This window comes from Sphingomonas phyllosphaerae FA2 (assembly GCF_000427645.1).
GTDB classification, from domain to species: Bacteria; Pseudomonadota; Alphaproteobacteria; order Sphingomonadales; family Sphingomonadaceae; genus Sphingomonas; species Sphingomonas phyllosphaerae.
Window position 1 is genome coordinate 3,002,818 of sequence record NZ_KE386571.1, and the last position, 25,518, is coordinate 3,028,335.

Below are 25,518 nucleotides of genomic sequence, written 5' to 3' on the forward strand. Positions count from 1 at the left end.
GCCTATCTTGGCGCGATGACCGATCCCCGCTCCTTCCTGTACCGCGACACGCTCGACCCCGCGACCGCGCAGCGTGTCACCGCCGATGTGCTGGCGCGCGCCGATGACGGCGAGCTGTTCCTGCAATATCGCAAGGCGGAGGCCTTCGGGTTCGACGACGGGCGGCTGAAGACCGCCAGCTACGACACCACCGCCGGCTTCGGACTGCGCGCGATGTCGGGCGAGATGACCGCCTTCGCGCACGCCAACGAGCTGAGCGAAGCCGCAATCCGCCGCGCCGGCGAGACGATGGCGCTGATCGATCCCTCGGCCGCGACGAAGGCCGCCGCGCCGACCCGCACCAACAGCCGGCTCTACACCGACGCCGATCCGCTCGATCTGGTGCCGTTCGCCGACAAGGTGAACCTGTGCCAGACGATCGACGCCGCCGCCCGCGCGCGCGATCCGCGCGTGGCGCAGGTGTCGGTCGGGCTGTCGGGGACGTGGAGCGTGGTCGAGATCGTCCGCGCCGACGGCTTTGTCGCCACCGACGTCCGCCCGCTGGTGCGGCTCAACGTCTCGATCGTCGCGGAGTCGAACGGGCGGCGCGAGACCGGGTCGTTCGGAGTCGGCGGGCGCTATCTCTACGACCGCGTGATGACGCCCGACATGTGGAACCGCGCGATCGACGAGGCGCTGGCGCAGGCGTTGGTCAATCTCGAGGCGGTCGATGCACCGGCCGGCGAGATGACGGTGCTGCTCGGCAACGGCTGGCCCGGCGTCCTGCTCCACGAGGCGATCGGGCACGGGCTGGAGGGTGATTTCAACCGCAAGGGCACCTCGGCCTTTTCGGGGCGGATCGGCGAGCGCGTTGCGGCGCCCGGCGTGACGATCGTCGACGACGGCAGCATTGCCGACCGACGCGGCTCGCTGACGATCGACGACGAGGGCACGCCGACCTCCGAGACGATCCTGATCGAGGACGGCATCCTCAAGGGCTATATGCAGGACCGGCTCAACGCGCGGCTGATGGGGGTCGCGCCGACCGGCAACGGGCGGCGCGAGAGTTTCGCGCACGCGCCGATGCCGCGCATGACCAACACCTTCATGAAGGCCGGTCGCGACGATCCCGCGGAGCTGCTGAGCCGCGTGAAGAAGGGCATCTTCGCCAAGTCGTTCGGCGGCGGGCAGGTCGACATCGTCTCGGGCAAGTTCACCTTTTCTTGCACCGAGGCGTACCGGATCGAGGACGGCAAGCTCGGTGCCCCGATCAAGGGCGCGACGCTGATCGGCGACGGGCCGAGCGTGCTGACCAAGGTGCTGGGCGTCGGCCACGATTTCGCGCTCGACGAGGGGATCGGCGTGTGCGGCAAGGGCGGGCAGAGCGTGCCGGCCGGGGTCGGGCAGCCGTCGCTGCTGATCGACGGGCTGACGGTGGGCGGTACGGCCTGAGCGTGTTGCCGTCGCCCCGGATCGCATCCGGGGCGACGGACAAACGTTATTCCGCGGGCACCGAGGCGTCCGTTCGCGCCCTGCCCCGCCCGTAGCGCTGCGCCAGCCGGTGCGTCGGTGCTTCGACCACCAGCCAGAACACGATCGCGCCGCCGGTGCACAGGACGAGATACGCCAGCACCTTACCGCTGTCCGCGATCACGCCGTCGCCGAACACGCGCCGCACGATGCTGCCGCTCAGCACCAGAAGCGGGAAGTGGACGAGGTACAGCGAGTAGGAGATCGCGCCCAGCCCGATCAGCCACCGCTGCCGACCGCCCGCCCCGAGCCAGCCGGCGCGTGACGCCCCGAACAGGCCGATCGCGGTCAGCATAGCGGGGGTGTTGAACACCTCGTCGGTCCCTGGCGCCCGCCACAGCGCGATGACGGCGATCACCGCCAGCGCGATTGTCGGCACCGCCCCCGCCCGTCGCCACCCCGCGGCATAGGCCAGCGCCCCGGCAGCGAAGGCGAACCAGAAGTTCAGGAAGACGCCGCGCGGCACCCAATGCTGATCGCCGAGGCTGGAGGCGACCGCGGCGAAAATGAAGGCAGCGGGCAGCAGCCAGGCCGCACGTCGGACGGTCGGCGCGCCCGCCCGCGCGCGGCACCACGCCCAAGCGCCCAGCAGCGTGACGATGTAGAATTGCACCTCATAGGTCAGCGTCCAGTAGACGATCTGGATGTCGGGCAGGCCGAGCAGTTCCTGCAGGTAGAACAGGTGCCCGATGACCGTGGCCGGGGTTGGCCACGGAAGCGGCTCGCCGTGCGCCATCGCCACCGCCGCGGCCGCAGCCAGCCCGATCGGGATCGACGCCCAATAGGCCGGATCGAGGCGCAGGCTGCGCCGGATCGCGAACGTGCCGGCGTAGCGGCCATCGACCTGCTTTCCCCACAGGCTGTGCGCGATCACGAACCCGCTGAGAACGAAGAACACCGCCACGCCGCCGCGCCCGTCATCGAACACGATCTCGCGGAGCGGCGACGGCATCGCCTCATAAAGGGTGCGAATGCTTTGCAGCGTCCAGACATGGAACAGCACAACCCACAGGGCGGCGAGCCCGCGCAGGACTTGCAGCAACTCGAAGCGCGTCGCCGGACCGGCGGCAGCGGTCCCGGCACCCTCCGGCGCGTGCGGAGCAGAGGGCGGCACTGTTCCTGCTTTCTTGCCCAAGGACCGTCCACGTTGCAGCTTGATTCTTAACCCGCCCGCTATACCGACGATTCCTTGACGCGGTAATAAATCGACGGCGGCCAGGGCGGTGACGTGCACCCTCCTGCCCGGGTCGCGGAGACACACGCCTTGAAATGGGTTTTGCTCGCCCTTCTGCTGGGTCTTTGTCCGCTGTTCATCCAATATGCGCGACAGCCACGCTACCGGCCGATCTTCGGCTTCGCCTTTGGGGCGTTGCCGTTTCTGCTGTCGTTCCTGCACCTTTATATCGCGCCGATATCCTTCGCCTATTGGCCGGGGCACACCAAGGGCATCGAGGTATCGCTGATCGATTCGCTGGCGGTAGCGGTGCTGATTGCAACGCCGCGGCGGCGCAAGAGCGCCCCGTTCCTCTGGGCGTTCCTCATCTACATCTTTCTGACGACGATCACCGTCACCTGGGCGATCGATAAGCTCGCCGCGCTAGGCTATGCGGTGCAGTTGATGCGGATGCTGCTGGTGTATCTGGCGGCGCTGCGGCTCTCGACGACGCCGCGCATCGTGCCGGCGGTCGTCGCCGGCGGCGTATTCGCGCTGCTCTTCCAGCTCTTCTTTGCGGTGCAGCAGCATTTCCAGGGGGTGCTGCAGGCGGTGGGCACGTTCGGTGCGCAGAACCTGCTGGGTCTGATGACCAACCTGGTGGCCTTGCCGGCGCTGGCGATCCTGCTGTCAGGCGGGCGGAGCTGGTACGCCAAGGCCGGGCCGTTGGTGGCGTTATTGATCGACCTGTTCACCGCCTCGCGCGCCACGATCGGTTTCGGGGCGATCGGCATGGGCGGGTTGCTGGTGGTGGCGAGCGTGTGGCGGTGGACCCCGCGCAAGCGGACGATGACCGCGCTGGCGGCGGTTGCGATCCTGTGCGTCACGCCGTTCGCCATCCGGATGATCGGGGAACGATCGAACCACAACAATGTCGAGAGCAGCGACTCCGAACGACAGGCGTTCAAGCGCGCCGCCTGGGCGATGATCCACGATCATCCGACCGGCGTTGGCGCGAACAGCTATGTCATCGTCAGCAACGTCGACGGCTATTCGGCGCGCGCGGGCGTGGTCGCGTCACAGGGTAGCCGATCGACCAATGTCCACAACAGCTATCTGCTGGTCATGGCCGAAACCGGGATCGCCAGCCTCTTCTTCGTCGTCGTGATGATCGGCGGCGGGCTGCTGATGATGCTGCGCACCGCCTTCCGCCACCGGAGCGATCGGCGCGGCGACGTCCTGATCGGCTTCGGCATGACCTTGCTCACCGCGGGATTGCACCTGAACTACGAATGGGCCTTCGTGATCTTCCCGGTGCAATATGTGATGTTCTTCTATCTGGGGCTTGGCATCGGCATTGCCGAGCAGGTCAAGGCCGATGCCGCGCGTACGCGACGCGAAGCGCGGGCGGCGCGTCGCCAGCCCAACGACGATGGCAGCGACGATCCCGCCGCCGGGCCGCTGCCCGCCAACGCCTGACGACCAGCTCCTACTGCCGCCGGGTGGGCTACGCCTCCCTGCGCGACGGGTTGCCGGGGCAATGCTTGTCGGACTCGGCCGGATCGTGCTTCATGGCGCCCACGGCGATGTGCAACGTCCCTGCGCCTCTATGCGGAGTCGATCGATGGCCAAGTTCTTCCCTGCCCTGACACCCGAACATCGCGCGTTCGTCGCGAAGCAGCCGGTGTTCTTCGTCGCCACCGCCGCGGCCGATGCGCGCGTCAATCTCAGCCCCAAGGGGATGGACAGCTTTCGCATCCTCGACGACACGACGGTAGCCTATCTCGACGTCGCGGGATCGGGGAACGAGACCAACGCGCATCTGCTTGCCGACGGACGGATCACGATCATGTTCTGCGCCTTCGACAATCCCGCGCTGATCTTCCGCATCTATGGCCGCGGCCGCCCGGTGCTGCCGCAGGATGACGAGTGGGCGGACCTCGCTGCCCACTTCACGCTGTTGCCCGGTACGCGGCAGATCTTCGTGATCGCGGTCGACGAGGCGCAGACGTCCTGCGGCTGGGGCGTGCCGTATATGGCGTTTGAGCGCGAGCGCGACACGCTCAACAAATATCACGCGAGCACCGACGACGCGACGCGCTTCGGCAAATATGCGGTCCGCACCCATAGCATCGACGGGCTGCCGGTCCGCAGCCCGACGCGCGTGCCCGCCTGATGGCGCTCGTCGAACTCGGCCGCTACGACCGCAACCTCGCCAACATCCTCGTCGCGCGGCTGGAGTCCGACGGCATCCCCGCGCTCGCCTTCGACGGGGGCGCCAGCATCGCCGATGGCAGCTGGCTGCTGATCCCCGTACGCGTCATGGTCGACGAGGATGATCTGTCCGCCGCACAGGCGATCGCGGGCGCTGCCTGAAAAATAGGCACGCCTGACGCGCTGCACAATTATTAACGCAGCTTAACGCCTCCGCGCTGCCCGCCTCCCTCTGCGTGCAACTGGCACGCTGCTTGCGAAGCTCTGTCACGGGACAAACGCAAAGGGGGCGTGATGAAGCTGGTCATAGCCATCATCAAACCGTTCAAGCTCGACGAGGTGCGCGAAGCGCTCACCACCGTCGGGGTGGCCGGGATGACGGTGTCGGAGGTGAAGGGGTTCGGTCGCCAGAAAGGCCAGACCGAAATCTACCGCGGCGCCGAATACAGCACCAACATGGTGCCCAAGATCAAGATCGAGGTCGTGTGCGCCAGCGACATCGCCGACCGCGTGGTCGAGGCGATCCAGGCCGCCGCCAACACCGGCGCGATCGGCGACGGCAAGATCTTCGTGCTCGATGTCGGACAGGCGGTGCGGATCCGTACCGGCGAAACCGACGACACGGCATTGTGATGGGGGGACCGATGACGCTTTCCAGAAAGATTGCGGGCGGCGCGGGGGCGCTGGCCGCCACGTTGCTCACCGCCGCGCCGGCGCTGGCGCAGGGCGCCGCCGGCCCGGTGCGCGCACCCGGCCCCGAAGCCGCCGTGGCGATGATCAACAAGGGCGATACCTCGTGGCTGCTGATCTCGGCGGCGCTGGTGCTGATGATGTCGATTCCCGGCCTCGCGCTGTTCTATGGCGGGCTGGTGCGCACCAAGAACATGCTCAGCGTGCTGATGCAGGTGTTCATGATCGTCTCGGTCGCCAGCCTCGTCTGGGTGTGCTGGGGCTACAGCATGGCCTTCACCAGCGGTAACGCGTTCGTCGGCGGGCTGTCGAAGGCGTTCCTCGCAGGCGTCGGGCCGACCTCGGTCGCGGCGACCTTCTCGAACAACGTCTACGTGCCCGAATATGCATTCATCGCCTTCCAGATGACCTTCGCGTGCATCACGCCCGCGCTGATCGTCGGCGCGTTCGCCGAGCGGGTGAAGTTCACCCCGCTGCTGGTGTTCGTCGTGCTGTGGCTGACGATCGTCTATTTCCCGATGGCGCACATGGTCTGGTATTGGGCCGGCCCGGACTTCCTCGCCGACGCGCCGACCGACGCCGGGCTGCTGTACGGCTGGGGCGCGCTCGACTTCGCGGGCGGCACGGTGGTGCACATCAACGCGGGCATCGCAGGGCTGGTCGGCTGCCTCATCATCGGCAAGCGCCACGGCTACAAGTCGGAGCCGATGCCGCCGCATTCGCTGACGATGACGATGATCGGCGCCTCCTTGCTGTGGGTCGGCTGGTTCGGGTTCAACGCCGGCTCCAACCTCGAAGCCAATGGCGGCGCGGCGCTCGCCTTCGTCAACACCTTCGTCGCCACCGCCGCCGCGGCGGTCGCCTGGGCGGTGATCGAGCAGATCGTCCACAAGAAGCCGTCGCTGCTGGGCGGCGTGTCGGGGGCGGTCGCCGGCCTCGTCGCGATCACCCCGGCCGCGGGCTTCGCCGCGCCGATGACCTCGATCATCCTCGGCTTCGTCGCCAGCGCGGTGTGCTTCTTCTTCGTCACCACCGTGAAGAACAAGCTCGGCTATGACGACACGCTCGACGTGTTCGGCGTCCACTGCGTCGGCGGGATCATCGGCGCAATCGCGACCGGGATCGTCGCCGACCCGTCGCTCGGCGGTCAGGGCTTCATCGACTACACCAGCTTCCCGTCGATCGCCGGCAAGTATGACATGGCCGCGCAGGTCATCACGCAGATGAAGGCAGTGGTGCTGACGCTGGTGCTCTCGGGCGGCGTGTCGGCGGTGCTGTTCTACGGCATCAAGGCGACCATGGGGCTGCGTCCCTCGCTCGAGGTCGAGGTCGAGGGCCTCGACATCAACGAGCATGGCGAACGCGCCTACAATTACTGACGATTTCGCGGGGCGGCGACGGTCGCCGCCCCGCCACCGATGTTCCTCCTGCGGACGACACCTGAAGGCCCGGCGCGGAAACGCGACCGGGCCTTTTTTTTGCGTGCTGCGCTGCAAGATGACGCGGGCCTCGCGATGCACTATATAAGTAGCCGGCGCCGGGTGATCCCGTACGAACGAGACCCCGACTCCGAGAAGGAGAGGATGGGTCATGTTGAGGATCAGGAATGCCGGCCATCACGGCATGGTCGCCGCCGGGCTTGCAGCGATGTTCACCGCGGCGGTACTTGGCGCACAGCTTGCCGCTGATGCGGTCGTCTATGTCGGCGAGCTGCTGATACGGTGAAGATCGATATGTCGTCGTCCCGGACTTGATCCCGGACCCCGCTTCTTCCTCGACCGTTCCCAAAAAAAGCGGGGCCCCGGATCAGGTCCGGGGCGACGAAGGGACCGCTACTTCGGCAGCCGAATCTCGAACATCGTCGGCCAGCGCTTGCCCGTGACGAACAGCCGCCGCGTCTTCGCGTCCCACGCGATACCGTTCGCCACCGCCTCGGGATCGCGCGCCCCGACCTCGGCAACGATCGCGCGCAGGTCAATCACGCGCGTCACCACGCCGCTGCGCGGATCGATCGCGACGATGAACGGCTGGTGCCAGACGTTGGCGAGAACTTGCCCGTCGACCATCTCCAGCTCGTTGAGCTGGTCGAGCGCGCGCCCCGCGAACGTGACCGTGACGGTGCGCCGCACCTTCATCGTCGCCGGATCGTGGAAGGTCAGCGTCGCGCTACCGTCCGAGCGGATCAGCGACGTCGCATCCGACGTCAGCCCCCAGCCCTCACCGGTGTACCGCATCGTCCCCAGTGGCTTGAGCGTCGCGGCGGTCCAGCGATGCGCAACGCCGTCGTGCCAGGTCAGGCTGATCGCCTCGCCCTTCCACAGCGCCAGCCCCTCGCCGAACTGCGCCGCCGGGATCGTGCGTCGCAGCGTCACCTTGCCGCTGACCGGGTCGACACGCCGCACATCGGATCGCCCCTCCAACCCGACGCTCTCGATCAACGCTCCGCCATGCCACACCAACCCCTCGGTGAAGGCGGCACGATCGTGCGGCAACCGCCGAACGACAATCGGCACGACCAGCGCAGGCTGGCGCGCCATGACGGCCGATGCGGCCTGAGGCGGGGTCGCCCCGGCCGAACCGGCGAGGGCGAGAAGCGGAAGAAACAGCCAGCGCGACATGCGCTTTCGGTACGATGCCGCGCGCCGCGGAGCAATCACGTTGCGGCGCTGGACGCGCTCATCCGGTCTTTGCCGGGGTGCCCGCGACCGCGTTGACGGTCGCGATGCCCTTGTCGTTGATCGACACCACCCACGGCGTGCCGTCGTCACATGTGGCGACCCAGCTCGGATTGCCCTGGATCGCCGGCCCGGCGATCGAGCGCGTTACGCCCTGGCACGCGCGGCCCGCGTCGCTGATGGCGCGGAACAGCACGCCGTTGCGCTCCTTCTCGTTCAGCTGCCCGATCTGGGCCAGATAATTGCCGCTGCTGTTGTTCGTGGCCGCGGCGGCATTCTCCGCCTCCGGCGAGGAACCGCAGGCGGCGAGCGAGAGCGGCAGGATGGCAGCGATCATGGCGTGGCGAATCATGGATGGCCCCTCGACGGCGAACGATGCGCCGGTTTAACATTCTTCACAGCTTCGGGTTGCACCTTCCTTGCGATGGTCGTGGGGAGCGAATCGTGGGGGTCTTTGTGATGCGTGGACGGCGGTCGATCGGACTGGTGGCGGGATTGGCGATGCTCGCATCGTGCGGCGGCGGAGACGGCGGCGGCACCAGCGCGGGATCCAGCAGCGGCAGTGCCGGCGGCGGCTCGACAGGGGGCGTCACCACCGCGACCGGCTGTGCGCTGCGTGCGCGGCAGAACTGGGTGCAGGCCGAGATGAACGAATGGTATCTCTTTCCGGAGACGCTGCCGACCAGCATCGATCCGGGCAATTATACCGATGTCGACAGCTTCCTCGACGCGCTCACCGCCAATGCGCGGGCGCAGCGCAAGGATCGCTATTTCACCTATCTGACCTCGCTGACGCAGGAAAACGCCTATTATTCGTCGGGCGCGACCGCCGGCCTCGGCGTGCGGCTGGCGTTCGATGCGACCAACCGGCTGTTCGTGACCGAAGCCTATGAGAATGCGCCGGCCCTGAACGCCGGGATCGATCGCGGCGCGCAGATCGTCGGCATCGGCAACACCGCGACGACGATCCGCTCGGTCGCCGAGATCCTCGCGAGCGGCAACGACGCGCTCGACAGCGCGCTCGACACGTCCAAACCCGGCACTGTCCGCTTCCTGCGCATTACCGACGCCAACGGCACGCGCGACATCTCGGTGGCGAGCGCCGATTACGCGATCTCGCCGGTATCGACGCGTTATGGCAGCAAGGTGCTCGACGATAACGGGCGCAAGGTCGGCTACGTCAACCTGCGCACCTTCATCGACACCGCCGACGACCAGTTGCGCAGCGCCTTCGGCACCTTCCGCCGGCAAGGCGTGACGCAGGTGATCGTCGACCTGCGCTACAACGGCGGCGGGTTGCTCGATACTGCGGAGACGTTCACCGACCTGCTCGGCGGCGCGCGCTCGACCAGCGACGTGCAGGCGTACACCACCTTCCGCTCGTCGAAGTCGAGCCAGAACCAGATCCGCCGCTTCGCCAGCGAGATGAACGCGATCGCCCCGACGCGGATCGCGTTTATCGGCACCGGGCAGACCGCGTCGGCCAGCGAATATGTCATCAACGCGCTGATCCCGTATCTGCACGGCGATCTCGCGCTGGTCGGCAGCAACACCTACGGCAAGCCGGTCGGGCAGATCGCGCGCGACAATCCGTCGTGCAGTGACGATCGGTTGCGTGTGATCGCGTTCGCGCTCCAGAATTCGGCGCGGCAGGGCGATTATTACGACGGCCTCGCCACCAAGGTGGAATCGAGCTGCCAGGCCAGCGACGATTACACGCGCCAGTTGGGCGATGCGAACGAGACCTCGGTGCGCACCGCGCTCGACTGGATCGCGGGCCGCGGTTGCACCCGGATCGGCGCGAGTGCGTCGGCGGCGCGGACGACAGGGCTGTTCGCGGGCTCGCAGCGCCCGGTGCTGGCGACCACCCCGACCGCCGCGCAACGCGAGACGCCGGGACTGTATTGAGCGGCATCCTTCCGTCGCCCCGGATCACGTCCGGGGCGATCGTGGATCGCTAGTCCTTCCAGCCCCAATAGAGCTGCGCCGGGGGCACGTTCCACCATTCCATATCGTGATCGATGCGGTGGAAGTGCGGTGCGATGAAGTCGCGGACCTTGGGGCTGAACTGATAGACGAGGAAAGCGCCGCCGACGCGCAGCACGCGCTGCGTCGCGGCGGCAATCGCCGGGCCGACGCCGTCGGGCAGCGTTGAGAAGGGCAGTCCCGACAGCACGTAATCGGCACCCTCATGCCCGTGTTCGGCGACGATCCGCTCGACGTCGGCGGCCGACCCGTGGACCGCGACGAAGCGTGAATCGGTAATCGTGTGGTCGAGATAGCGGATGAAGTCCGCATTGGTGTCGATCGCGATCAGCATCGCGTCCGGCGCCATCCGCTCGAGGATCGGACGGCAGAAAGTGCCGACACCCGGACCATATTCGACGAACAGCTTGCAATTGGCCCAGTCGACCGGGCCCAGCATCTTCGCGATCAGCCGGTCCGACGACGGGATGATCGAACCGACCATCACCGGATGCTTCAGGAAGCCGGTGAAGAACATCTGCCACGGTCCGGGCACGCCGGCGGCTTTGCTGCGGTCGCGCCGCACGGCGTCGGTGGAACTGGTCATGTGGAAAAAACGGCTCCCGAACCTGGTGAGATGACGATTTCACGTCATCCGCATGACGAACGCCTTGCAGGCGAAGCGGTTGCCATAGCCGGGTTGCGCGCGGCCCCCAAGGCCCTAATCGACATTGGCCCGGGCGGGGGCACGGGACGGGTCGGGAGCGGTGGCAGTGAAGCAGGCGCGGGACACGACATTCGCCTTGATGTTCATGGTGATGCTGACGATCGCCGCCGGCAATACCGCGCTGCAATCGGTGCTGCCCGCGCTCGGCCGCTCGCTTGGCGTGCGCGATGCCGAGGTGGCGCTCGCCTTCTCGATCTCGGCGCTGTTCTGGGTGCTGGCCGCCCCGTTCTGGGCGCATCGCTCGCACCGTCACGGCCGGCGCGCGATGATCCTGCTCGGGCTCGGTGGCTATGCGACCAGCCTCGTGCTGTGCGGCGTGTTCCTGCTCGCGGGGATCAACGGCTGGATCGGCGGCACCGCGGCGTTCGTGCTCTTCATCCTCGGGCGCGTGATCTACGGCGCGACCGGCGCGGCCGCGCCGCCGGCGGTGCAGGCACTGGTCGCGGGCAGCACGACGCGCGAGGAGCGGACGCGCGCCCTCACCTTGCTCGCCTCCGCGTTCGGGCTGGGGACGATCCTCGGTCCCGCGCTCGCGCCGTATCTGATCCTCGGCCATATCGGCCCGGTCGCGATCGGGCTCGCGGCGCCGGCGTTCGTCTTTGCGCTGTTCGGCGTGGCGATGCTGGTCGCGGTGTGGCGACGGCTGCCCGACGACCGATCGGACGATTCGAGTCATGGCGCTGCCACCGCCTATCCATCGATCGGCGGACAATCGTCTGGCGCGAGCGTCACCGCGGCGACCGCGCCGGAGGGCGGAGGGCGGATCGCTGCGCTGGACCCACGTATCCGCTGGTGGCTGTTCGTCGGGCTGGTGATGGGTCACGCGCAGGCGATGACCGGCCAGGTGATCGGCTTCCTCGTCATCGACCGGCTCGGCGTGTCGCCGGTCGACGCGCTGGGCGCGACCGGGCTGGTGCTGATGACCGGGGCGGGCGCGTCGCTGCTCGCGCAATGGGGGATGATCCCCCTGCTCGACCTGCGCCCACGCGCGCTGGTGCTGGTCGGGCTCGCGCTCGCCGCCGCAGGCTGCTGGGCGACGGGCCATGCCACGACCCTGCCCGCGATCGCGAGCGGCTATGCGCTCGCCAGCCTCGGGTTCGGGTTCGTCCGGCCGGGGTTCACCGCCGGGTCGAGCCTGGCGGTCGACGCATCACTGCAGGCGTCGGTCGCGGGCAAGGTGACGAGCATCAGCGGCGCCAGCTTCGTGCTGGGACCGTCGATCGGGGTCGCGCTGTACGGCATCGGCCACGCGCTGCCCTATGATGCCGCGGCGATCGCCTGCGCGCTGATGCTGCCGCTCGGGTGGCGCGTGTTGCGGGAATAGATCGACGCGCTCGTCTCCCACGGCGTCATCCCGGACTTGATCCGGGATCCCGCTTCATACTTCTGTCGCGAAGAAGCGGCGCCCCGGATCAAGTCCGGGGCGACGATGTACGGGGCCTAAACCTCCTTGCCGCCCGGCCGCGCGGTCAACTGCCCCGGCGAGATGAAGCCGATCGGCTGGATCGCATTCGCCTCCTGCTTCAGCCGCGCCGCCATCTGCTCATACTCGCGCTCCACCTCGGGGGTGACGCTCGCGCGGCTTTCCTCCAGCGCGCGCTCGAAATGCGCACGGCGCACCTCGCGCGTGTCGAGCGACTCACGCAACGCGATCAGGCCGGCGCGCCGCACCACGTCCTCCAGATCGGCACCGGTGAAGCGCTCGGTCCGCGCCGCCACCGCGTCGAGATCGACATCGGGCGCCAGCGGCATCTTCTGCGTCTGGATGTCGAGGATCCGCCGCCGACCCGCGGCATTCGGCACCCCGACATAGACCAGCTCGTCAAACCGCCCCGGTCGCAACAGCGCCGGGTCGATCAGGTTCGGCCGGTTGGTCGCCCCGATCACCACCACCGACTGAAGTTCCTCCAGCCCGTCCATCTCGGCAAGGATCGTGTTGACCACGCGCTCGGTCACCTGCGGCTCGCCCAGTCCGCCGCCGCGCGCCGGCACCAGCGAGTCGAGTTCGTCGATGAAGATCACCGTCGGCGCGACCTGGCGCGCGCGCTGGAACAACCGCGCGATCTGCTGCTCGCTCTCGCCATACCATTTGCTGAGCAGGTCGCTCGATTTGGTGGCGATGAAATTCGCCTGCGCCTCGCGCGCCACTGCCTTGGCGAGCAAGGTCTTGCCCGTCCCCGGCGGCCCATAGAGCAGGAAGCCCTTGGCCGGACGAATACCCAGCCGGCGAAACGCATCCGGGTCCTTCAGCGGCAGCTCGACGCCTTCCTTCAGCCGCATCTGCGCATCGTCGAGCCCGCCGACGTCCGACCATTTTACGGTCGGCGCCTGCACCATCACCTCGCGCATCGCGCTCGGTTGGACGCGCTTGAGCGCCTCGGTGAAATCCTCGCGCGTCACCGCGAGCATATCGAGCACCTCGGCGGGGATCGTGCGGTCCTCGAGGTTGAGCCGCGGCATGATCCGCCGCACCGCTTCGATCGCCGCCTCGCGGGTCAACGCCGCCAGATCGGCGCCGACGAAGCCGAAGGTTTGGCGCGCCAGATCGTTCAGCTCGACGCCTTCGCCCAGCGGCATGCCGCGGGTGTGGATACCGAGGATCTCGCGCCGCCCGCGCTCGTCGGGGACGCCGACGATGATCTCGCGGTCGAAGCGGCCCGGCCGGCGCAGCGCCTCGTCGATCGCCTCGGGGCGGTTGGTCGCCGCGATCACGACCAGATTGGCGCGCGCCTCCAGCCCGTCCATCAGCGTCAGCAATTGCGCGACGACGCGCTTTTCCGCCTCGCCCGACACCTGGCCGCGTTTTGGCGCAATCGAATCGATCTCGTCGATGAACACGATCGACGGCGCGGCCTTGCTGGCCTCCTCGAACACCTGCCGCAGCCGCTGCTCGGACTCGCCATAGGCCGAGCCCATGATCTCGGGCCCATTGATGAGGAAGAATTGCGCGTCCGACTCGTTCGCCACCGCGCGCGCCAACCGCGTCTTGCCGGTGCCGGGCGGCCCATGCAGCAGCACGCCCTTGGGCGGATCGACGCCGAGCCGCTGGAACAGTTCGGGGTAACGCAACGGCAGCTCGACCATCTCGCGGAGCTGGTCGATCGTCTGCCCCATGCCGCCGATATCGTCATAGGTGACGTCGGCGCGCCGCGCGGCCTGCGGCTCCTCATATTCGGGGCGCAGCTCGATCTCGGTGCTCTCGTCGATATGGACGACACCTTTCGGGCTCGCCGAGACCACGAGCAGCCGGATCTCCTGCAAGGCGTAGGCCGGCGCGTTGACGTAGCGCTCCATTCCCGGCGGCATGTTCTGGACGCGCTGGTGCCCGGCGGTCGCGACGATGTCGCCCGCGCACAGCGGCCGGCCGAAGAAGGTCCGCTTCAGCGCGTTGGTCGAGCCTTGCAAGCGCAGGTTCTGTTGCGCCGGGGCGAACACGACGCGCGTCGCGGCCTTCGACTCAGCGCGGCGCACCTCGACGAAATCGCCCGAGCCGACCCCGGCATTGGCGCGCTGCAACCCGTCGATACGGACAAGCTCCAGTCCTTCGTCCTCGGCATAGGGGCCGATCGCGCGCGCCGGGGTGGTCTTCTTGCCGACGATCTCCACGACGTCGCCGTCGGTGATCCCCAGCGCCGCGAACACCGCGCGCGGCAGATGCGCGACGCCGCGCCCGCTATCCTCCGGCCGCGCGTTCGCGACCTGCAACTTCACCACTGTCTCGTCGGCATCCGCCATGTCGTTCCTTTCGCGCGGCCAGTGGCCGAGCGCAGAAGATAGGGCGGTGGTTCCGCATTGCGAGACGGCACCCCGCCGCGCGAAGACGAAAAAAAGGCCAGCCCCAAAGGGCCGGCCGTTTGAAGTTTTTAGGAGAGGATGCCTGAAAGGCCCGTCCTATGTGCGCCGCGGCATGCGCCTTCGCAAGTGCGAAATGGTAGCGGTATGCTTGCATTTTGTGCAACTGTTGCGGCGATTGTTGTTGCGTGCGTGGCCGGATGTTGCATGATGCACCGCAACAGCCATTCTGGACCATCCTGCGATCCTGCCATGCGCCGGCTTCCGCCCCTCACTGCGATCGAGGCCTTCGTGGCCGTCGCGCGACTCGGCTCGATCAAGGCCGCGGCGCAGGAGCTTGCGCTGTCGCCTCCGGCACTTAGCCGACGTATCCAGACGCTGGAACGCTTCATCTCGCGCCCGCTGTTCGATCGCCGCCATCAGGCAATGGTCCCCAATGCCGATGGCGAGCGACTGCTCGCGGCGATCGCCCCTGCGCTCGACGGCATGTCCGACGCGATCGAGGGGATGACCAGCGGCAACGAGGTGCTGCGGCTGCGGCTCGGCGTGTTGCCCTTGTACGCGTCGCAACGGCTGTTCCCGCGGCTGGGCGAGTTGCGCGCCGCGCATCCCGAACTGCACCTCGACATCGACACCGGCGGCAATGCGCTGGCGCGACTCGGCGAGGGGCTCGATGCGGTGATCGTCGTCGCACGCGATATTGACCCGATGCTGTATTCGGAGCGGCTCGACCGCAACATGGTGTATCCGATCGGTGCGCGCGGCTTGCTCGACGGGCCGAAGCCGCTGCGTTCGCCCGAACAGATGCGCCAACATAGCGTGCTGCTACATCGCGACATGCCCGATACGTTTGCGGCATGGAGCCAGGCGGCGGGCTATCCGGGGATGGAGCCGGTCGCGATCGACTATTTCGATACCGGCGTGCTGATTCTGGAGGCGGCGGCGCAGGGGCTCGGCGTCGCCTTCATGCACGAGAACCACTTTCAGGACGCGAACGACCCGCGACTGGTGCGGTTGTTCGATATCGATGTCACCAGCCCGTACAGCTACTGGTTCGCGTGCCGCCCGCGCGCGCTCCAGACCAAGCCGGTCAAAATCTTCCGCGACTGGCTGATTCGGACTTTGCGGGAAGGGTGACCTCGATCGTCATTCCCGCGAAGGCGGGAATCCAGACGCGCAGGTTCTCGCAAGAGTCGCTTACGTCAGAGGTTCTGGATTCCCGCCTTCGCGGGAATGACGGAGAGAGGCCGCGACTCGTCCCGGCCCGCGGGACGAGTCGCAACAGGATCAGGCCGCCTTCATCGATACGATCTTGCCCGGGTTCGCGGGCGGCTCGCCCTTGGGCAGCGCGTCGATCAGCTCCATGCCGTCGGTCACCTGACCCCAGACGGTATATTGGCCGTCGAGGAAGCGCGCGTCATCGAAGCAGATGAAGAACTGCGAATTTGCCGAATTTGGGTCCATCGTCCGCGCCATCGAGCAGGTCCCGCGCACGTGAGGCTCCTTCGAGAATTCCTGCTTGAGGTTCGGCTTGTCCGATCCGTGCATCCCGGTGCCGGTCGGATCGCCGCCCTGCGCCATGAAGCCCGGAATCACGCGGTGGAACACCACGCCGTCGTAAAAGCCTTCATTGGCCAGTTCGGCGATGCGTGCGACATGCTCGGGCGCCAGATCGGGGCGCAGCTTGATCGTCACGTCACCACTGTCCAGCGTCAGGGTCAGCGTGGAATAGGTCTCGGTCACAGGCAGTTCCTTTCTTGCCGTATGTGCGCGCCCCTATCGGTCCCGCGCCCGGCTGGCAAATACATGACGCCCGCGCTAGGTGCCGGGGCGTCGACGCGCAATCAGGGAGCCGGCACATGAGCGAGACCGAGCTGCGCGATGCGTACGAGGACCAGGACGACCGCGAAGAGCGTCTCGACGAGGACGATCGGCTGAAGCCCGAGTTCGTCCGCGCGGTGCTCGACGCGGTCGAGGCCGGCGACGTCGCCGAGGCGCATGCGCTGGTCGAGCCGCTCCACCCCGCCGACATCGCCGACCTGTTCGAGCTGACCCCCGAGGATTGCCGTCGCGATCTCGCCGCGGCGGTCAGCGACCTGCTCGACGCAGACGTGTTCGCGGAAATGAACGACTATGTCCGCGAGGCGCTGATCGACGCGCTCGACGCGCGGCAAGTCGCGGACATCGCCAGCGAACTCGATACTGACGACGCGGTCGCGATCATCGAGGACATGGAGCCGGAGGACCAGCGCGAGGTCCTGCGCGCCATGGAGCCAGACGATCGCGCCGCGATCGAGGAGGCGCTGTCCTATCCCGAGGAATCGGCCGGGCGCCTCATGCAGCGCGATCTGGTCGCGGTGCCCGAGCATTGGACGGTCGGCGACGTGCTCGACTATCTGCGCGCCGACGAGACGCTGACCACCGACTTCTGGGAAATCTTCGTCGTCGACCCGACGCACGAGCCGGTCGGCACCTGTTCGCTGAGCTGGATCCTGCGCACCCCGCGCAGCATCGCGATCGCCGACGTCATGCAGCGCGAGCAGACACTGATTCCGGTCGATATGGACCAGGAAGAGGTCGCGCTACGCTTCCAGAAATATGCGCTGATCTCCGCTGCGGTCGTCGACGGTTCCGGCCGGCTGGTCGGGATGATCACGGTCGACGACGTAGTCCACATCATCCAGCAGGAAGCGGGCGAGGACGCGCTGCGGCTGTCGGGCGCGGGCGAAGGCGACATCAACGAGCCGATCCGGTTTACGGTGCGCACCCGGCTGACGTGGTTGCTGATCAACCTGCCGACCGCGATGCTGGCCGCCACCGTTGTCGGCCTGTTCGACGAGCGGATCGCGCGCTTCGCGGTGCTCGCGCAATTGATGGGGATCGTCAGCGGGATGGGCGGCAATGCCGGGACGCAGACGCTCGCGGTCGTCGTGCGCGCGCTCGCAACGAATCAGCTGACTGGGTCGAACACGATGCGGATGATCGTCCGCGAACTGCGGATCGCGGGGAGCAACGGCGTCGGGCTCGGGCTGCTGGTCGGTGCAGGCTCGTATCTGTGGTTCGGCAATCCGGCGCTGGCGATGGTGTTCGGGCTGGCGTTGTTCATCAACAACATCGTCGCCGGGCTGGCGGGTGTGCTGGTGCCCGTGACGCTCGACCGCTTCGACGTCGATCCGGCGGTCGCGTCGTCGGTGTTCGTCACGACCTGCACCGATTCGCTGGGGTTCTTCACCTTCCTCGGTCTGGCGGCGCTGTGGGGGCTGGGCGGTTAGCGCCCTCCCCCGTCATTCCCGCGTAGGCGGGAATCCAGAACCTCTGACTCGTCGGCTCTATCGACAAACCTGCGCGTCTGGATCCCCGCCTCCGCGGGGATGACGGTCAAAGGCTGGCTTACCGCTCCCGCGTGGCGGCGAACTTCACCTTCGAATAGCGGTCCTGCACATAGCCGACCTCCCACGCGCTCTTGGCGAGGAACACCGGGTTACCGTCGCGATCCTTCGCCATGGCGGCGCGATTCAGGTCGGTGAAGTTCTTCAACTCCGCCGGATCGTCCGCCGAAATCCAGCGCGCGGTGTCGAACGGCGCCGGTTCCAGGCCGGCGGCGACCTTATATTCCGCATCGAGCCGGCTGAGCAGCACGTCGAGCTGCAGTTGTCCGACGACACCGATGATCCAGTTGCTGCCGATCTCGGGATAGAAGACCTGCGTCACCCCCTCCTCGGCCATGTCGTCGAGCGCCTTGCGCAACTGCTTGGTCTTGGTCGGGTCCTTCAGCGCGACGCGGCGCAGGATTTCGGGTGCGAAATTGGGCAGCCCGGTGAAGCGCACATCGGCCTTCTCGCTCAGCGTATCGCCGACGCGCAGCGTACCGTGGTTGGGGATGCCGATGATATCGCCAGGATAGGCCTCGTCGGCCACCTCGCGGTTCTGTGCGAAGAACAGGATCGGCGAGTGGACCGCGATCGGCTTGCCGTGCCCGGTCGGGGTCAGCTTCATGCCGCGCTTGAAGGTGCCCGAACACAGCCGCATGAACGCGATGCGGTCGCGGTGCTGCGGGTCCATATTGGCCTGCACTTTGAAGACGAAACCGGTGACTTCCTTCTCTTCCGGCGCGACCGGCGCGGGCTCGGCGGGTTGCGGACGCGGAGGCGGCGCGTAGGCGCTCAGCGCCGCGATCAGGTCGGCGGGGCCGAAATCCTTGAGGGCGGAGCCGAAATAGACCGGGGTCAGATCGCCGTTGCGATATGCTTCGGCATCGAACGACGCGTAGCCGGCCTGCGCCAGTTCGACCTCCTCCGCCACTGCCTCGGGCAGGATCGGCGCGTCTTCGGTCTTGCCCTGGAACAGCCGGCTGTCGCCCTCGGGACGCGCGATGCGGTTGGTGGACAGGTCGAGGATACCCTCGAACGTGCCGCCCATCCCGACCGGCCACGTCATCGGGCAGACGTCGAGCGCCAGCATGTCGGCGATCTCGTCGAGCAGTTCGAACGTCGGCCGCCCCTCGCGGTCGACCTTGTTGACGAAGGTGATGATCGGCACCGAGCGCAAGCGGCAGACCTCGAACAGCTTGCGGGTCTGCGCCTCGATACCGCGCGCGGCATCGATGACCATGATCGCCGAGTCGACCGCGGTCAGCGTGCGGTAGGTATCCTCGCTGAAATCCTCGTGCCCCGGCGTGTCGAGCAGGTTGAAGGTGATGCCGCCGCTTTCGAAGGTCATCACGCTGGACGTCACCGAAATGCCGCGCTGCTGCTCGATCTTCATCCAGTCGGAGCGGGCGCGCCGGTTCTGCCCGCGCGCCTTGACCTCGCCGGCGAGATGGATCGCGCCGCCGAAATAGAGCAGCTTTTCGGTCAGCGTCGTCTTGCCCGCGTCGGGGTGGGAGATGATCGCAAAGGTACGGCGGGGTGACGTCATTCGGATTCCAGCGATTCAGGCAAGCGCCGCGATCTCGCGGCGATGTGGAGCGCGCGAATAGCAGGATGGCGCGCGCAGGGACAGTGGAAGTCCTCACCGTCGTCCCGGGTGTGACCCGGGGGGGCGCGTCTTCCCAAAACGAAAGCGGCGGGCCCTATCGGATTGAGGTCGGGGCCACGAAGTCGCGCCGGCGGACTAGGGACGATCGACATTCAATGGTCGCCTGCCTCCCCTCGTCATCCCGGACTTGATCCGGGATCCCGCTTCTTCTGACCTCGGTTGAGCAAGAAGCTGGGCCCCGGATCAAGTCCGGGGCGACGCAAAGGGAGCGGGTCAAAAACGACAACGGCCCACCCGACGTGTGTCGAGCGGGCCGCCGGTCGTTCACGAGGAACCGGGCTGCTTAGCTGCCCGACTCCAGGTTGACGGCTGCATACTTGCCGCGACGGTCGACCTCGATCTCGAAGCTGAGGCGGTCGCCTTCGTTGAGCGTCGGCATGCCCGCGCGCTCGACGGCCGAGATGTGCACGAACGCATCCGGCTGTCCGTCGTCGCGCTGAATGAAGCCGAAGCCCTTCATCGCGTTGAAGAACTTGACGGTGCCCGTCGCCTTCTCGCCCGTCAGCTGACGCTGCGCGCCACCCGCTGCACCACCGGCGCGCGGACCGCGATCGCCACGGTCGCCGAAGCCACCTTCACGCGGCGGCGCACGATCGGTGACGGCCATCGGCTCGCCGTCGATCTTCAGATCGGTCGCCGACACGCGGCCACCGCGATCGACCAGGGTGAAGCCGAGCGGCTGACCCTCGGCCAGACCCGACAGCCCCGCCTGCTCAACCGCCGAGATGTGCACGAACACGTCCTCGCCGCCGTCATCACGGACGATGAAGCCGAAGCCCTTCTGTCCGTTGAAGAACTTGACCACGCCGGTGCCTTCGCCAACGACCTGCGGGGGCATGCCGCCACCGCCGCCGAAGCCGCGGCCACCGCCGCCACCACCGAAGCCGCCGCCACCGCCGCCGCGGAAACCACCGCCGCCGCCGCCGCCGAAGCCACCGCCGCCACCACCGAAGCCACGACCGCCGCCAAAGCCGCCGCCGCCACGATCTTCAAAGCCGCCGCCGAAGCCGCCGCCACCAAAACCGCCGCCGCCGCCGAAATCGTCACCGCCGCCGAAGCCGTCGCGCTTGTCGCGCCCACGCCCGCCGCGCTGCCCGCGGCCGCCCTTGTCGTAACCCATAACCCTGTTCGTCTTCCCGGTCCGCCCGATAACTCTCATCAGGGCCACGCGCAGGACGGCGAACGCGGCTCCCCTCGACGCAGGACCTACTGCGCCTCATCACCTCCATAGACCATCTTGCGCCGCCCTGCGAATCGTTTTCCGCATCTTTTCAAGCAATGACTGCCAAGTGCCGCGGATCGGTCGTATTGTTGCCACGTTCCGTCGTCCCGGGGCACGCGAGTCACGAAGCGATTGAGCCCGGCGACCCGCGCCGTTACAGGCCACATATGGCTGTATATCTGCATGAAGAAGACCTGCCCGGCGACGTGTTCGCCGCCGGCGCCGCAATCGCCGTCGATACCGAGACGATGGGGCTCATCACCCCACGCGATCGTCTGTGCTTGGTGCAATTGTCGGATGGCGGCGGGGACGAGCATCTCGTGCGCTTCTCGCCGGGCAGCGATTATGCCGCGCCGGTGCTGCGGCAGGTGCTGGCCGATCCGGCCCGGCTGAAGCTCTATCATTTCGGGCGCTTCGACATTGCGGCGATCCGTCACTATCTCGGCGTCGTGGCCGCGCCGGTCTATTGCACGAAGACCGCGTCGCGGCTGGTGCGGACCTATACCGACCGGCACGGATTGAAGGAGCTGGTGCGCGAATTGCTGGGGCAGGACATCTCGAAGCAGCAGCAATCGTCGGACTGGGGCGGCCCGGTGCTGAGCGATGCGCAGCGCGACTACGCGGCGTCGGACGTGCGCTATCTGCACCGTCTGAAGGAAGAGCTCGACCGTCGGCTGGCGCGTGAGGGCCGCACCGAACTGGCGCAGGCGTGTTTCGACTTCCTGCCGGCGCGTGCCGAGCTGGATCTGGCGGGCTGGCCGGAGGTGGACATCTTCGCGCATGTCTGACGTCGCGCTTCGCGTCCGATCGGAACGGCAACGCTGGGCGCAGCCCGGCGGACGGCACGATCGCGTCATCGCGATTGCCAACCGTGCGTTGCCGGTGTCGATCGGCGTGTTGTTCGCGTTTCTGGTCATGGCGCCGCTGACGATGGGCGGCGACGCGTCGTTCGTTCTCGACAAGAACCGCGTCGAGGTCGCCAAGGAACGCATGAAGCTGCGCGAGGCGCGCTATCGCGGCACCGATGCCAAGGGGCAGCCGTTCGAACTCGACGCCGGCTCGGCGGTACAGAAAAGCTCCGCGGAGCCGATCGTGCGCATCGCCGAAATGGCCGCCGCGATCCAGCTGTCGGACGGCCCCGCGACGCTCACCGCGCCGACCGGCCGCTACGACATGGACAGCGAGCAGGTGAACGTCGACGGCCCGATCAAGGTGCGCGGGCCCAACAACTACACGCTCGACACCGACAATGCGGTCGTCGACCTGAAATCGCGACGTCTCCGCTCGACCGGCGCGGCGACCGGCACCGTGCGCCAGGGCACATTCCGCGGCGACACGATGCGCGCCGACCTGGAGGCGCGCACCGTCACGCTCGACGGCAATGCCCGCTTGCGGTTCACCCCCAAAAAATAGAGAAGCCCCCGCATGTTGCGCCTTGCCGTCGCCCCTGCCCTGCTGACGATGCTCGCCGTTCCCGCGGCGTCGCAGACTCGGCACGACACCGCCGCACCGATCGATTTCGGCGCGGATCACATCGAATTGCAGGATCGCGCCAATCGTGCGGTGCTGTCGGGCAACGTCAAGGTGCGCCAGTCCGAGATGACGCTGACCGCGCAGCGGATGACCGTCGCCTATACCGGTCAGGTGATCGACGGCAGCCCGCAGGTGTCACGCCTCGACGCCAGCGGCGGGGTGACGGTGGTGCGCCCCGACCAGACCGCGCGCAGCCAGTTCGGCGTCTACGATCTCAACCGCCGCGTCATCACGATGCTGGGCGGGGTGAAGCTGACGCAGGGCGGCAATACCGTCAACGGCGGGCGGCTGACGATCAACCTCGATAACGGTCGCGCGGTGATTGACGGGTCGTCGGTCGCCGGCGGTGCGGCCGCGGGTACCGGCGCAGTCACGCAGGCGCCGGGCGGGCGCGTCACCGGCACCTTCTCGGTGCCGAAGCGCAACTGATCGCGCTGCGGCACGTCGGGGGTTCCCGTCGGCTTCGGCTTCCTGCATGAATCCTGCCAGGCGCGGCGTTGACGAAGCGGTAACCCTGTTCTGAGAGAGCGACAGACGATGGACGGCACCACGACGACGCTGAACCGCGAAGGGCTCGACCGGGTGGAGCCGATCCACGAGGCCGAGCTTGGCAGCGGCCTGCAGGTCGTCTCGATCGCGAAGAGCTATGACAAGCGGGTCGTGCTGACCGACGTGTCGGTAACGGTCGGTCGTGGCGAGGTGATCGGGCTGCTCGGGCCGAACGGCGCGGGCAAGACGACCTGCTTCTATTCGGTGATGGGGCTGGTGAAGCCCGATTCGGGCCGCATCATGCTCGACGGCGACGATATCACCGGGCTGCCGATGTACCGCCGCGCGATCCTCGGGCTCGGCTATCTGCCGCAGGAAACGTCGATCTTCCGCGGGCTGACGATCGAGAAGAACATTTCGACCGTGCTCGAGCTTTCCGAGCCGGATGCCGCGGCGCGCGCCGACAAGCTGGAGCAATTGCTCGGCGAATTCGGGCTGACGCGGCTGCGCGATGCCCCCGCGATGGCGCTGTCGGGCGGCGAGCGCCGGCGGGCGGAGATCGCACGCGCGCTGGCGGCCGATCCGTCGATCATGCTGCTCGACGAGCCGTTCGCGGGGATCGACCCGATCTCGATCGCCGACATCCGCAATCTGGTCTGCCAGTTGAAGGATCGCGGCATCGGGGTGCTGATCACCGACCACAATGTGCGCGAGACGCTCGACATCGTCGATCGTGCCTACATCATCTACGACGGCAAGGTGCTCTTCACCGGCAGCCCGGACGAACTGGTGCGCGACGAAAACGTCCGCCGGCTCTATCTGGGCGAGGATTTCGCGCTGTAGGCGATGCGGGTCGGGATGCATGCCCTCTCCGACCCGTCGCCCCTGCGCAGGCAGGGGCCCATGCCTGCCGATTGCGAGTACAACCTCGACACACAGTTGGTGGCCTATGTGTCCCGCCGCCCGTCGAAACTCGACGGTCATAGGCCCCTGCCTGCGCAGGGGCGACGGGTCGTAGCGAAATGAGTCTCGCCCCGCGCCTCGACCTGCGCCAATCGCAATCGCTGGTGATGACGCCGCAGCTTCAGCAGGCGATCAAGCTGCTGGCGCTGAGCAATCTTGAGATCGAGGGCGTGATCGCCGAGGAACTCGAACGCAATCCGTTGCTGGAGGCGACGCCCGGTGGCGACGACGCACCGGAAGCGGTTCCGGTCGAGACGCCGACCCGAGACGAACCGGCCGGAGCCGACGAACTCGTCGTGTCGGGCGAGGCGACCGGCGAGACACTCGACGTCGATATCGCCGCCGAACGCTTCGACGACTCGCAGGCCGACCATGCCGGGCTGTCGTCGAGCGCGGCGCCCGCAAGCGGCTCGGGCGAGGCGCCCGACCTCGACGCATTCGCCGATACCAGCGAAAGCCTCGCCGATGTGCTACTCGCGCAGGCGGGGGCGGCGTTCGACGAGGCGGAGCTGTTCATCGCGCGCGCGCTGATCGACCAGATCGACGAGGCCGGCTATCTACGCGCCGATATCGCGGAGCTGGCGCAGCGGCTGGGCGTCCCCGTCGCCCGGGTCGAGCGGGTGCTGACTATCATCCAGCGGTTCGAGCCGACGGGGGTCGGCGCGCGCGACCTTGCCGAATGTCTCGCGATCCAGGCGCGCGAGGTTGACCGCTACGATCCGTGCATGGCGCGGCTGCTCGATCATCTCGACCTGCTCGCACGCGGCGATCTGACGCGGCTGAAGCGGCTGTGTCAGGTCGATGACGAGGACATGGCGGACATGATCCGCGAGCTGCGCGCGTACGATCCCAAGCCGGGCTGCCGCTATGGCGGCGAACCGCCCGCGCCGGTGATCCCCGATCTGTCGGTGACGCGCACCAAGGCTGGCTGGGCGATCGAGCTGAACGCCGCGACGCTGCCGCGCGTGCTGGTCAACAAGGGCTATTATACCGAGCTGGCGGGCGGCAAGCAGGACAAGGCGGGCAAGGCGTGGCTCGCCGACAAGCTTGCGAGCGCCAACTGGCTGGTCAACGCGCTCGACCAGCGGCAGCGGACGATCATCCGCGTCGCGACCGAGATCGTGAAGCAGCAGGAGGCGTTCTTCCTGCGCGGCGTCGCGCATCTCCGCCCGCTGACGCTGCGGCAGATTGCCGAGGCGATCGACCTGCACGAATCGACCGTCAGCCGTGTGACCAGCAACAAATATCTCAGCTGCGCGCGCGGCGTGTTCGAGCTGAAATATTTCTTCACCTCGGCGATCGCTGCGGCCGATGGCGGCGATGCGGTGTCGGCGGAGGCGGTGAAAAGCGCGATCCGCGCGCTGATCGCGGGCGAAGGCGACACGATCCTGTCCGACGATACGTTGGTCGAACAGCTCAACGCCAAAGGCTTCGACATCGCGCGCCGCACCGTCGCCAAATATCGCGAGGCGATGGGGATCGGCAGCTCGGTCCAGCGCCGCCGCGCCCGCGCGCTGCAACGCGCCTGAGATTCAGCCGACCGGCCCCA

24 protein-coding genes are annotated in these 25,518 nt (G+C 67.5%); 16 read left to right on the top strand and 8 right to left on the bottom strand.

The window, feature by feature from the left end; genetic code table 11:
• Positions 1-15: 15 nt before the first annotated feature.
• Positions 16-1,431, top strand: coding sequence for a metalloprotease TldD (tldD, locus tag SPHPH_RS0114580; protein WP_028967354.1), 1,416 nt, complete (start codon positions 16-18; stop codon positions 1,429-1,431).
• Positions 1,432-1,477: 46 nt separating this feature from the next.
• Here tldD and SPHPH_RS0114585 read toward each other — a convergent pair whose 3' ends face one another.
• Positions 1,478-2,623, bottom strand: coding sequence for an acyltransferase family protein (locus SPHPH_RS0114585; RefSeq protein WP_028967355.1), 1,146 nt, complete (start codon positions 2,621-2,623; stop codon positions 1,478-1,480).
• A gap of 162 nt (positions 2,624-2,785) precedes the next feature.
• Between SPHPH_RS0114585 and SPHPH_RS0114590 the strand changes: the two genes are divergently transcribed.
• The 6 genes from SPHPH_RS0114590 to SPHPH_RS21690 all read left to right on the top strand — a co-directional run bounded on the left by SPHPH_RS0114590 (position 2,786) and on the right by SPHPH_RS21690 (position 7,291).
• The gene (locus SPHPH_RS0114590) at positions 2,786-4,141 is read left to right on the top strand and encodes an O-antigen ligase family protein (RefSeq protein ID WP_028967356.1); all 1,356 of its coding nucleotides are present in this window, start codon (positions 2,786-2,788) and stop codon (positions 4,139-4,141) included.
• Positions 4,142-4,286: 145 nt separating this feature from the next.
• On the top strand, positions 4,287-4,838 hold the full coding sequence (locus SPHPH_RS0114595; RefSeq protein WP_037488649.1) for a pyridoxamine 5'-phosphate oxidase family protein: 552 nt from the start codon (positions 4,287-4,289) through the stop codon (positions 4,836-4,838).
• Entirely contained in the window at positions 4,838-5,038 is a 201-nt protein-coding gene (locus SPHPH_RS0114600; protein ID WP_028967358.1) for a putative signal transducing protein, read from the top strand. The genes SPHPH_RS0114595 and SPHPH_RS0114600 overlap by 1 nt, the downstream gene beginning before the upstream one ends.
• A gap of 132 nt (positions 5,039-5,170) precedes the next feature.
• The gene (locus SPHPH_RS0114605; protein ID WP_028967359.1) at positions 5,171-5,509 is read left to right on the top strand and encodes a P-II family nitrogen regulator; all 339 of its coding nucleotides are present in this window, start codon (positions 5,171-5,173) and stop codon (positions 5,507-5,509) included.
• Positions 5,510-5,520: 11 nt separating this feature from the next.
• Positions 5,521-6,945 carry an ammonium transporter gene (locus tag SPHPH_RS0114610; protein ID WP_028967360.1) on the top strand — a complete coding sequence of 475 codons (1,425 nt, stop codon included), beginning with the start codon at positions 5,521-5,523 and terminating at the stop codon, positions 6,943-6,945.
• A 211-nt stretch (positions 6,946-7,156) separates the two neighbouring features.
• Positions 7,157-7,291 (top strand): hypothetical protein, encoded by a 135-nt coding sequence (locus tag SPHPH_RS21690; protein ID WP_260396546.1) that lies wholly within the window; start codon positions 7,157-7,159, stop codon positions 7,289-7,291.
• Positions 7,292-7,398: 107 nt separating this feature from the next.
• Here the strand turns inward: SPHPH_RS21690 and SPHPH_RS0114620 are convergent, their stop codons facing one another.
• Both SPHPH_RS0114620 and SPHPH_RS0114625 read right to left on the bottom strand, forming a co-directional pair.
• A complete protein-coding gene (locus SPHPH_RS0114620; RefSeq protein ID WP_028967361.1) occupies positions 7,399-8,184 on the bottom strand; it encodes a glutaminyl-peptide cyclotransferase in 786 nt (261 codons plus the stop codon).
• A 58-nt stretch (positions 8,185-8,242) separates the two neighbouring features.
• On the bottom strand, positions 8,243-8,593 hold the full coding sequence (locus SPHPH_RS0114625; RefSeq protein ID WP_028967362.1) for a hypothetical protein: 351 nt from the start codon (positions 8,591-8,593) through the stop codon (positions 8,243-8,245).
• Positions 8,594-8,700: 107 nt separating this feature from the next.
• Between SPHPH_RS0114625 and SPHPH_RS19900 the strand changes: the two genes are divergently transcribed.
• Positions 8,701-10,149, top strand: coding sequence for a S41 family peptidase (locus SPHPH_RS19900; RefSeq protein ID WP_051273038.1), 1,449 nt, complete (start codon positions 8,701-8,703; stop codon positions 10,147-10,149).
• A gap of 49 nt (positions 10,150-10,198) precedes the next feature.
• Here SPHPH_RS19900 and SPHPH_RS0114635 read toward each other — a convergent pair whose 3' ends face one another.
• On the bottom strand, positions 10,199-10,813 hold the full coding sequence (locus SPHPH_RS0114635; protein ID WP_028967364.1) for a class I SAM-dependent methyltransferase: 615 nt from the start codon (positions 10,811-10,813) through the stop codon (positions 10,199-10,201).
• Positions 10,814-10,979: 166 nt separating this feature from the next.
• Between SPHPH_RS0114635 and SPHPH_RS19905 the strand changes: the two genes are divergently transcribed.
• Positions 10,980-12,257, top strand: coding sequence for an MFS transporter (locus tag SPHPH_RS19905; protein WP_037489725.1), 1,278 nt, complete (start codon positions 10,980-10,982; stop codon positions 12,255-12,257).
• Between the two features lie 116 nt (positions 12,258-12,373).
• Here the strand turns inward: SPHPH_RS19905 and SPHPH_RS0114645 are convergent, their stop codons facing one another.
• A complete protein-coding gene (locus SPHPH_RS0114645) occupies positions 12,374-14,668 on the bottom strand; it encodes a CDC48 family AAA ATPase (protein WP_028967365.1) in 2,295 nt (764 codons plus the stop codon).
• A 309-nt stretch (positions 14,669-14,977) separates the two neighbouring features.
• Between SPHPH_RS0114645 and SPHPH_RS0114650 the strand changes: the two genes are divergently transcribed.
• Positions 14,978-15,862 (top strand): LysR substrate-binding domain-containing protein, encoded by an 885-nt coding sequence (locus SPHPH_RS0114650; RefSeq protein WP_028967366.1) that lies wholly within the window; start codon positions 14,978-14,980, stop codon positions 15,860-15,862.
• A gap of 150 nt (positions 15,863-16,012) precedes the next feature.
• Here SPHPH_RS0114650 and SPHPH_RS0114655 read toward each other — a convergent pair whose 3' ends face one another.
• Positions 16,013-16,468, bottom strand: a complete 456-nt coding sequence (locus SPHPH_RS0114655; RefSeq protein ID WP_028967367.1) for a peptidylprolyl isomerase — start codon at positions 16,466-16,468, stop codon at positions 16,013-16,015.
• A 116-nt stretch (positions 16,469-16,584) separates the two neighbouring features.
• On the opposite strand from SPHPH_RS0114655, the gene mgtE reads away from it, so the two are divergent.
• Entirely contained in the window at positions 16,585-17,997 is a 1,413-nt protein-coding gene (gene mgtE / locus SPHPH_RS0114660) for a magnesium transporter (RefSeq protein ID WP_028967368.1), read from the top strand.
• 118 nt (positions 17,998-18,115) lie between these two features.
• On the opposite strand, the gene SPHPH_RS0114665 is transcribed toward mgtE, so the two are convergent.
• A complete protein-coding gene (locus SPHPH_RS0114665) occupies positions 18,116-19,642 on the bottom strand; it encodes a peptide chain release factor 3 (RefSeq protein WP_028967369.1) in 1,527 nt (508 codons plus the stop codon).
• 403 nt (positions 19,643-20,045) lie between these two features.
• The gene (locus SPHPH_RS21695) at positions 20,046-20,882 is read right to left on the bottom strand and encodes a cold-shock protein (protein ID WP_028967370.1); all 837 of its coding nucleotides are present in this window, start codon (positions 20,880-20,882) and stop codon (positions 20,046-20,048) included.
• A gap of 269 nt (positions 20,883-21,151) precedes the next feature.
• On the opposite strand from SPHPH_RS21695, the gene SPHPH_RS0114675 reads away from it, so the two are divergent.
• The 5 genes from SPHPH_RS0114675 (at position 21,152) to rpoN (ending at position 25,498) form a co-directional block, all read left to right on the top strand.
• A complete protein-coding gene (locus SPHPH_RS0114675) occupies positions 21,152-21,772 on the top strand; it encodes a ribonuclease D (RefSeq protein ID WP_028967371.1) in 621 nt (206 codons plus the stop codon).
• Positions 21,765-22,397 carry an LPS export ABC transporter periplasmic protein LptC gene (gene lptC / locus SPHPH_RS0114680; protein WP_028967372.1) on the top strand — a complete coding sequence of 211 codons (633 nt, stop codon included), beginning with the start codon at positions 21,765-21,767 and terminating at the stop codon, positions 22,395-22,397. Before SPHPH_RS0114675 ends, lptC begins: the two co-directional genes overlap by 8 nt.
• Positions 22,398-22,409: 12 nt before the next feature.
• Entirely contained in the window at positions 22,410-22,946 is a 537-nt protein-coding gene (locus SPHPH_RS0114685) for an LptA/OstA family protein (RefSeq protein ID WP_028967373.1), read from the top strand.
• 108 nt (positions 22,947-23,054) lie between these two features.
• Positions 23,055-23,849, top strand: coding sequence for an LPS export ABC transporter ATP-binding protein (lptB, locus tag SPHPH_RS0114690; protein WP_081668644.1), 795 nt, complete (start codon positions 23,055-23,057; stop codon positions 23,847-23,849).
• 179 nt (positions 23,850-24,028) lie between these two features.
• Positions 24,029-25,498, top strand: coding sequence for an RNA polymerase factor sigma-54 (gene rpoN / locus SPHPH_RS0114695; protein WP_028967375.1), 1,470 nt, complete (start codon positions 24,029-24,031; stop codon positions 25,496-25,498).
• Positions 25,499-25,518 lie beyond the last annotated feature (20 nt).

Bases quoted from the DNA above. Each gene is read 5' to 3' on its own strand.
- tldD (WP_028967354.1), top strand. From the start codon at position 16: ATGACCGATCCCCGCTCCTTCCTGTACCGCGACACGCTCGACCCCGCG.
- SPHPH_RS0114595 (WP_037488649.1), top strand. From the start codon at position 4,287: ATGGCCAAGTTCTTCCCTGCCCTGACACCCGAACATCGCGCGTTCGTC.
- SPHPH_RS0114600 (WP_028967358.1), top strand. From the start codon at position 4,838: ATGGCGCTCGTCGAACTCGGCCGCTACGACCGCAACCTCGCCAACATC.
- SPHPH_RS0114605 (WP_028967359.1), top strand. From the start codon at position 5,171: ATGAAGCTGGTCATAGCCATCATCAAACCGTTCAAGCTCGACGAGGTG.
- SPHPH_RS0114610 (WP_028967360.1), top strand. From the start codon at position 5,521: ATGACGCTTTCCAGAAAGATTGCGGGCGGCGCGGGGGCGCTGGCCGCC.
- SPHPH_RS21690 (WP_260396546.1), top strand. From the start codon at position 7,157: ATGTTGAGGATCAGGAATGCCGGCCATCACGGCATGGTCGCCGCCGGG.
- SPHPH_RS0114620 (WP_028967361.1), bottom strand. From the start codon at position 8,184: ATGTCGCGCTGGCTGTTTCTTCCGCTTCTCGCCCTCGCCGGTTCGGCC.
- SPHPH_RS0114625 (WP_028967362.1), bottom strand. From the start codon at position 8,593: ATGATTCGCCACGCCATGATCGCTGCCATCCTGCCGCTCTCGCTCGCC.
- SPHPH_RS19900 (WP_051273038.1), top strand. From the start codon at position 8,701: ATGCGTGGACGGCGGTCGATCGGACTGGTGGCGGGATTGGCGATGCTC.
- SPHPH_RS0114635 (WP_028967364.1), bottom strand. From the start codon at position 10,813: ATGACCAGTTCCACCGACGCCGTGCGGCGCGACCGCAGCAAAGCCGCC.
- SPHPH_RS0114645 (WP_028967365.1), bottom strand. From the start codon at position 14,668: ATGGCGGATGCCGACGAGACAGTGGTGAAGTTGCAGGTCGCGAACGCG.
- SPHPH_RS0114650 (WP_028967366.1), top strand. From the start codon at position 14,978: ATGCGCCGGCTTCCGCCCCTCACTGCGATCGAGGCCTTCGTGGCCGTC.
- mgtE (WP_028967368.1), top strand. From the start codon at position 16,585: ATGAGCGAGACCGAGCTGCGCGATGCGTACGAGGACCAGGACGACCGC.
- SPHPH_RS0114665 (WP_028967369.1), bottom strand. From the start codon at position 19,642: ATGACGTCACCCCGCCGTACCTTTGCGATCATCTCCCACCCCGACGCG.
- SPHPH_RS21695 (WP_028967370.1), bottom strand. From the start codon at position 20,882: ATGGGTTACGACAAGGGCGGCCGCGGGCAGCGCGGCGGGCGTGGGCGC.
- SPHPH_RS0114675 (WP_028967371.1), top strand. From the start codon at position 21,152: ATGGCTGTATATCTGCATGAAGAAGACCTGCCCGGCGACGTGTTCGCC.
- lptC (WP_028967372.1), top strand. From the start codon at position 21,765: ATGTCTGACGTCGCGCTTCGCGTCCGATCGGAACGGCAACGCTGGGCG.
- SPHPH_RS0114685 (WP_028967373.1), top strand. From the start codon at position 22,410: ATGTTGCGCCTTGCCGTCGCCCCTGCCCTGCTGACGATGCTCGCCGTT.
- lptB (WP_081668644.1), top strand. From the start codon at position 23,055: ATGGACGGCACCACGACGACGCTGAACCGCGAAGGGCTCGACCGGGTG.
- rpoN (WP_028967375.1), top strand. From the start codon at position 24,029: ATGAGTCTCGCCCCGCGCCTCGACCTGCGCCAATCGCAATCGCTGGTG.